Annotated in this window: 8 protein-coding genes, 1 pseudogene and 1 CRISPR repeat array; of the genes and pseudogenes, 2 read left to right on the top strand and 7 right to left on the bottom strand. The window is 47.6% G+C overall.

The annotated features are described in order from the left end of the window. Positions 1–172: 172 nt before the first annotated feature. A pseudogene (locus tag K4A83_RS21485) lies at positions 173–688 on the bottom strand (Uma2 family endonuclease); the annotation flags it as partial. Positions 689–1,056: 368 nt separating this feature from the next. Further along, entirely contained in the window at positions 1,057–1,350 is a 294-nt protein-coding gene (locus K4A83_RS21480) for a hypothetical protein (protein ID WP_265266756.1), read from the bottom strand. Between the two features lie 82 nt (positions 1,351–1,432). On the opposite strand from K4A83_RS21480, the gene K4A83_RS21475 reads away from it, so the two are divergent. Together K4A83_RS21475 and K4A83_RS21470 are read left to right on the top strand one after the other, a co-directional pair. Next, entirely contained in the window at positions 1,433–1,660 is a 228-nt protein-coding gene (locus K4A83_RS21475; RefSeq protein ID WP_265266755.1) for a hypothetical protein, read from the top strand. Then, a complete protein-coding gene (locus K4A83_RS21470; protein ID WP_265266754.1) occupies positions 1,657–2,091 on the top strand; it encodes a type II toxin-antitoxin system VapC family toxin in 435 nt (144 codons plus the stop codon). Before K4A83_RS21475 ends, K4A83_RS21470 begins: the two co-directional genes overlap by 4 nt. 93 nt (positions 2,092–2,184) lie before the next feature. Here the strand turns inward: K4A83_RS21470 and K4A83_RS21465 are convergent, their stop codons facing one another. The 5 genes from K4A83_RS21465 to K4A83_RS21445 form a co-directional block, all read right to left on the bottom strand. After that, complete coding sequence (locus K4A83_RS21465) at positions 2,185–2,565, bottom strand: hypothetical protein (RefSeq protein ID WP_265266753.1); 381 nt, start codon at positions 2,563–2,565, stop codon at positions 2,185–2,187. 83 nt (positions 2,566–2,648) lie between these two features. Next, positions 2,649–3,723: direct repeats of the CRISPR family, unit length 36 nt; unit sequence GTTTCCAATCAAGTTAGTCCCCCGGTAAAGGGGAAC. Positions 3,724–3,905: 182 nt separating this feature from the next. Continuing rightward, complete coding sequence (gene cas2 / locus K4A83_RS21460) at positions 3,906–4,184, bottom strand: CRISPR-associated endonuclease Cas2 (RefSeq protein WP_265266752.1); 279 nt, start codon at positions 4,182–4,184, stop codon at positions 3,906–3,908. Positions 4,185–4,186: 2 nt separating this feature from the next. Continuing rightward, positions 4,187–5,179 (bottom strand): CRISPR-associated endonuclease Cas1, encoded by a 993-nt coding sequence (cas1, locus tag K4A83_RS21455; RefSeq protein WP_265266751.1) that lies wholly within the window; start codon positions 5,177–5,179, stop codon positions 4,187–4,189. Positions 5,180–5,434: 255 nt separating this feature from the next. After that, complete coding sequence (locus tag K4A83_RS21450) at positions 5,435–5,668, bottom strand: hypothetical protein (protein ID WP_265266750.1); 234 nt, start codon at positions 5,666–5,668, stop codon at positions 5,435–5,437. Then, a partial coding sequence (locus tag K4A83_RS21445; protein ID WP_265266749.1) for an RNA-guided endonuclease InsQ/TnpB family protein occupies positions 5,634–6,218 on the bottom strand: 585 nt, incomplete at its 5' end. The genes K4A83_RS21445 and K4A83_RS21450, both read right to left, overlap by 35 nt.

Here is a 6,218-nt window from a genome sequence, read left to right as displayed (position 1 = left end):
ACTTGAGACTTTTTAGGCTTGAGTTTGAAATCGTAGGTCATCGTTATCATGCTCCCATTATAACACACTTAATAAAACTGGCAAGGCTCATTAAGTGTTGACGCTTCGCGGGTTACATACTGTTTTTTTTTCATCCCCGTCCTAAAGTATCGGGGCTTTCAAGAAAACATGATCGGTAAAGTTCTAAACCCTGATCGCCTAACTCGAAACGCACTCCCAATCGCGGGGAAATCCACCCTGGCATGGGGTCAATCACATCTAGCATCCCATCAATTCGCTGCCAACCGCTTAATTCTGTCTTTTGCGGGTCGTAAAGGTAATATTCCTCTACGCCATAGCGATTGTAAAAGACTAATTTTTTGTCCATTTTCGTTTGGGTGTCGCTTTCTGAGCGCACTTCAAACACCACTTGGGGCGGGATATTATTTTCTAGCCATTGTTTGTATGATTTGCGATCGCCTTTCCTAACACCAAAGGCTACCATTACGTCAGGGGCTTGGGAGATGGTGGGTTTTCCCTCTACGGGATACCAGAGTAAGTCCCCCGCAACAAACACATTTTCATCCTGTTTAAAAATAGCGTCACAGCCGCCTTTTATGGTCGTAATCCATTGGTATTGGATGGTACTGTCTGCCATGGGTTGGTCGTCACTGGAGGGATAGATAATGGTGTCAGTAATTAGCTGCATAGTAGTGATAGAGTCGGTGATGACTTTACTGAATTCCGGGGATCTGCTTGAAGATAGTCTTTACTTTTGGCTGAATCTCATGGCGAAATTTGTTCAATACTTCTGGGCTTGCTGTACGCGAAGCTTGCCGTTAGGCCTATAACTCTACTCGTGGGGCTAGGGAACAGTTCGACTAGGCGGTTATCGAGCGCAGTCGAGATACACTGGCCACAGGGGGAGTCGAAAAAAGGCAAGTCTTTTTGATTATTTATCCCTAAAACCTTGCAGTTTCTTGCCAGTGAACTAACCCAAAGCCCTATTAACATTGCTTAGAGGGATATTCAGCAGACCCTACATAAATGTTTTGATTTTATCTTAACTCAAGTTTGCTAATGATATCCACAGGCGATCGCACTCCCAATCCCTCCCCACAGGCGATCGCACTCCCAATCCCCCTCCACAGGCGATCGCACTCCTAATCCTTCCCCACAGGCGATCGCACTCCCAATTCTTCCCCACAGGCGATCGCACTCCCAATTCTTCCCCACAGGCGATCGCACTCCCAATTCCTCCCCACAGGCGATCGCACTCCCAATCCCTCTCCACAGGCGATCGCACTTCCAATCCCTCCCCACAGGCGATCGCACTCCTAATCCCTGACTCCCCCTGTTCCCTAGCCCCACGAGTAGAGTTATTCACCAAGCCCTAGATAGCGATTGTGTTATAATTTGATTCATATTGTATCAACCATAAGAATATAAAAATATGACAAAATTAGTCGATCAAATGATTCAAAAACTCCGGCAGTTATCGGAATATGAACAAAATCAAATTGCTGAAAATGTTATTCAGCAAATTCAGGAGCGACAGAAAAATAAAACATCTAATTCTGTTGCTAAACTAGCTGATGATTTACTTATGCCAATTTTAGATTCTGTCGAGGATGATTTATTTGTTAGAGATCGAGACACGGGCAGAGAAATTAGTTTATGAGCTATTTGTTAGATACTTGTGTTTTATCTGAGTATGTAAAGAAAAAGCCAAGTCCCGTAGTGATCGAATGGCTCAATTCTCAGGCAGAAGATGATTTATTTCTCAGTGTTTTGACAATTGGAGAGTTAAAAAGAGGTATTTTTAAGCTTGAATTGACTCAGCCCGTTAAATTTACTCGTCTTTCGGACTGGGTGAAAAAACTTGAACTTCGTTTTGAGGGAAGGATATTATTGATCGATATGGCGGTCGTCAATCAATGGTCAAAACTTTGTAGTCAGTCTGAAGCAAAAGGGAAAAAACTACCGATTATGGATAGTTTGATAGCGGCGACTGCTAAGGCTTATAATTTAACGGTTGTAACTCGTAATGTAGATGATTTTTATTTTGCTTCAGTTGATTTATTTAATCCTTGGGATATAGAATCAACATAAAATAAACCGATTGCTAAATTAGCTAATGGGGCAAATGATATCGTTTCCCCCTCAGCTAATTTATCTTGAGTTTCCAATTAACTTAGTCATCCGTTAAAGAGGAACTCGTACTGGCGATCGCACTCCCAATTCCTCCCCACAGGCGATCGCACTCCCAATCCCCCTCCACAGGCGATCGCACTCCCAATCCCCCTCCACAGGCGATCGCACTCCCAATCCCCCTCCACAGGCGATCGCACCCTCAATCCCCCTCCACAGGCGATCGCACTCCCAATTCCTCCCCACAGGCGATCGCACTCCCAATCCCTCCCCACAGGCGATCGCACTCCCAATTCCTCCCCACAGGCGATCGCACCCCCAATCCCTCTCCACAGGCGATCGCACTCCTAATCCCCCTCCACAGGCGATCGCGTACAGCAGACCAGATTTGGGCGCAAGCGTTGCGCCCCTACGGGTTGGGCTGTAGGGGCGCAAGCGTTGCGCCCCTAACTCCCATCTATCGCCAATGATGAAAATGTCCAGCCAGTGGCTGGGTAAGGCAGGGGGCGATTGAAACTGTTTCCAATCAAGTTAGTCCCCCGGTAAAGGGGAACTTCTGCGGGTTTTTATCGCTCCGGCAAATTTTTCTTTTGTTTCCAATCAAGTTAGTCCCCCGGTAAAGGGGAACCTGCGATAGAAAGCGTGTTTGGGGCTTCTGTTCTAGGTTTCCAATCAAGTTAGTCCCCCGGTAAAGGGGAACGAACCCAACATGGCGAAGGCTTAATTGCCCAGGAGAAGGATTAGGTTTCCAATCAAGTTAGTCCCCCGGTAAAGGGGAACTTGAGTACACCTTGCAAGGGAATCCGCCCCTATAATAGGTTTCCAATCAAGTTAGTCCCCCGGTAAAGGGGAACGTTCCCTCCGATTTGGGGGATATTGCTCCAAGATATGTTTCCAATCAAGTTAGTCCCCCGGTAAAGGGGAACAAAAAGAGGGGAATCCGATAGAAGGCACTTATGGCGTTTCCAATCAAGTTAGTCCCCCGGTAAAGGGGAACCTCTTTTTTGGCTGGATACTCAAAAAAGAGATGGTATAGTTTCCAATCAAGTTAGTCCCCCGGTAAAGGGGAACTAATATTTTTTTAAAATTATTAGAAGCGGCAAAATCGGGGGTTTCCAATCAAGTTAGTCCCCCGGTAAAGGGGAACGAGAAAGCCCTGTTTTCGCGATCGCTCACGAGTGGAGGGTTTCCAATCAAGTTAGTCCCCCGGTAAAGGGGAACTCTGCATGGCTTCCTTGTGATAGGAGAACAGCCTGTGTTTCCAATCAAGTTAGTCCCCCGGTAAAGGGGAACGGAGAAGACCCTGTATCTCGCTCCTAATCCTTTGCACGGCTGGTTTCCAATCAAGTTAGTCCCCCGGTAAAGGGGAACCGATGACAACTTCTTTCGGCCCAGGAAAATTCAGTCATCAGTTTCCAATCAAGTTAGTCCCCCGGTAAAGGGGAACGCTATTACAGCCCAGTTTTTGGGATAATATCCCGAAGTTTCCAATCAAGTTAGTCCCCCGGTAAAGGGGAACTTCCTTCCAGCCGCCTTGGTGGGCAACCAAAAGCCAGCGTTTCCAATCAAGTTAGTCCCCCGGTAAAGGGGAACTCCCCCATTTTAAACCCTTGCCCCGCCTAATGTCTAGACCCCATTTCCGAGGCTCCCCTAAAATCACCCCTCCGCAACCCGTTGAATTTCCCATCAACACACATCAAACCCTTACAGGACAAGAAACCGAGGCTCCCGACGAAAAATCAACGTTTCAGCCATTTTCCGGGAGCCTCGGAAAATTAGATGATGACAGACCTTCCCGATTCAGTTAAAGGCAGTCCCACCCCCCAGATTTCCACCTGAGTTAAAGTATGACTCGACACAGGATAAACCCGAATATTGTCCTCGCTCATGTTCATCCGTCTTTTTAACCTTGCCGATAACTCCCCATACTGCTGGGGCGTTAAGACACACTCAAACACTGAATACTGCACCCGCACCCCATAACCCTCCAACAAATCCGCCACCTTCTTCCGTCGCTTATCATTAGGGATATCATAGGCAATAACATAAAACATAGTTAATCAATCAGATAAGGGGAATACCCACCCCCCGGATGATAGACAAACTCCTTAAACGCCTTGACCTGAAAACTCAGGAGTCCCCATTTCGGCTCAACTGTGCCATTTTTCAACGTGACCGACTCCTCCATCCGTTGGACAAAGCTCTGTAAAAACTTCCGCCGTCCTTGATGATTGAGAAAACACCCCCCTTGGCGATATTCAAAATCCTCATTCACTTCTAAGAGATAGCGATTAATCAAATAGACCACTAACGAATCCACCAAAGGGGCGCGAAACTCCTCAATTAAATCACTAGCCAGAGCCGCATGACGTTCACTGCTACTGTGTAAACAGGCCTGATAGGGGTCAAGTCCCTGCACCTCAATCAAGGCTAAAAGATGATTCCACAACACCTGATAACCAAAACTGAGCAAAGCATTCACCGGATTACCCGGCGGCCGACGGGACCGAGCGGTAAAGACAAAATCCCGATTGCGGAGACAGTCCCCCAAAGCCGCGAAATAACTCGCCGCCCCAGCCCCTTCAAAACCTAATAATCTCTCTTGGGAGTCCGCTCCTTTAACCTGTTTTTGTAGGTACTCTAGGCTTTCAATCGCTAAAGTCAGCGAGGGAGAAAAATGACGGCGTTGTTGCCGCATTAATAGAGTCCGACTATTGTTCAACTTAGCCAGTACAATGTTTTGAGCAACACCAAGACGCTCCCCCAAGCCTAATTCCTGTTGATAGCGAGTCAGGGCCCGATATCCCCGCTCAATGGCGATAATGCGGCCGTAACAGTAGCCCATGCGGGAGAGGTAGACAATGGGAATATCTCGCCATAAACAAGCACGAATGGCTTGGGTGGTGATTTGAGACTTGCCGAAAATGAGAACTTGCTCTAGATGGGGCAGTTGAACTTGAGTCAGGATTTCATTATTGCGTTTGACTAGCAATTGTTCCTGCTGGAGGGCGATGTAACACCCTTGTTGGGAAACGTAGAGGGAAGACATAAATAGGGAGTGGGGAGTTGAAAATCAGGTTCGTTGTTGCGCTTCAGCGCCAAATCGGGAGCAGGGGAGAGGGGGAGTCGGGAAAACGCGGTTGTCTTCCCTAGTCAATAGCCCATAAATAGTGTTATCAAAACTTATTAAACACTATATCTGGGACTTGACAAAATACATACAAACGTGCAACATCAAAGTCACCCTCACCCCCTCTCCCTCTTTAGGAGAAGGGCATCGGATAACAAGACTCCCTTACTAACCCTAATAACGCCGGATATCGTGAACATCCTCCCGGTGGTGGGGGTTGAGGGGGGTGCTAGAACCTCGGGGGGAGGGGGGAAGAGTGCCACCCAACCATGAAACGACTAAATCCCCGCCGACACAGACAATAAGGGTGGAGACGGTGACAAGAACCGTATTCTTGACAACTCCCCGCCGTAAACGGTCGGGGATTCTCGTGTCACAGGGAGACTCTAGCTGGAGTATAAACTCCAACCCCGATATCTTTACCCTCGACGAGCGTTGATACGGTCTGCCCGACCGCATTTAATCCTCTTTGTTTCACCACTTGCGCCGCCGCTACATCCCTATCGGTGGTGTAGCCACAAGTCTGACAGTGGTGGACTCGCTCAGACAACTTTTTCTGGCCGCAATTCGTCCCACAATGGGGACAAATTTGACTTGTGCCATTGGCATCGACCTTGGCAAAATACACACCGCGCTTCCAGCAAACATGACTGAGGATATTCAGGAATGAACCCCAAGCCGCATCCAGACAGGCTTTTCTTAACGCTGACCTTCCGAGGGCTTTCAAGTTCAAATCCTCAGCAAATATCATTCCTGCTTGATCACAGAGTTGATGCGCTAGCTTGAAAAAGAAATCCTTGCGACAGTTGTGTATTCTTTCGTGCAGGAGCGCAATTTGGCGTTTCACCCTCAGCCAACGTTTTGAACCTTTCTTCTTGTTTTTCAGTCTCCGTTGCAGCAATTTAAGCTGGCCTTCAGATTCCTGGAAAAACCGATGTCCTTTGACAAATTGGTTCTC

It is taken from the genome of Spirulina subsalsa FACHB-351, from assembly GCF_026130165.1.
GTDB classification, from domain to species: Bacteria; Cyanobacteriota; Cyanobacteriia; order Cyanobacteriales; family Spirulinaceae; genus Spirulina_A; species Spirulina_A subsalsa_A.
Note: the sequence above shows the minus strand (reverse complement) of the source record. Positions and strands in the feature narration are given on the sequence as shown.

What these genes read in the sequence shown, in the direction of transcription:
- K4A83_RS21475 (WP_265266755.1), top strand. Translation starts at nt 1,433, where the DNA reads ATGACAAAATTAGTCGATCAAATGATTCAAAAACTCCGGCAGTTATCG.
- K4A83_RS21470 (WP_265266754.1), top strand. Translation starts at nt 1,657, where the DNA reads ATGAGCTATTTGTTAGATACTTGTGTTTTATCTGAGTATGTAAAGAAA.
- cas1 (WP_265266751.1), bottom strand. Translation starts at nt 5,179, where the DNA reads ATGTCTTCCCTCTACGTTTCCCAACAAGGGTGTTACATCGCCCTCCAG.
- cas2 (WP_265266752.1), bottom strand. Translation starts at nt 4,184, where the DNA reads ATGTTTTATGTTATTGCCTATGATATCCCTAATGATAAGCGACGGAAG.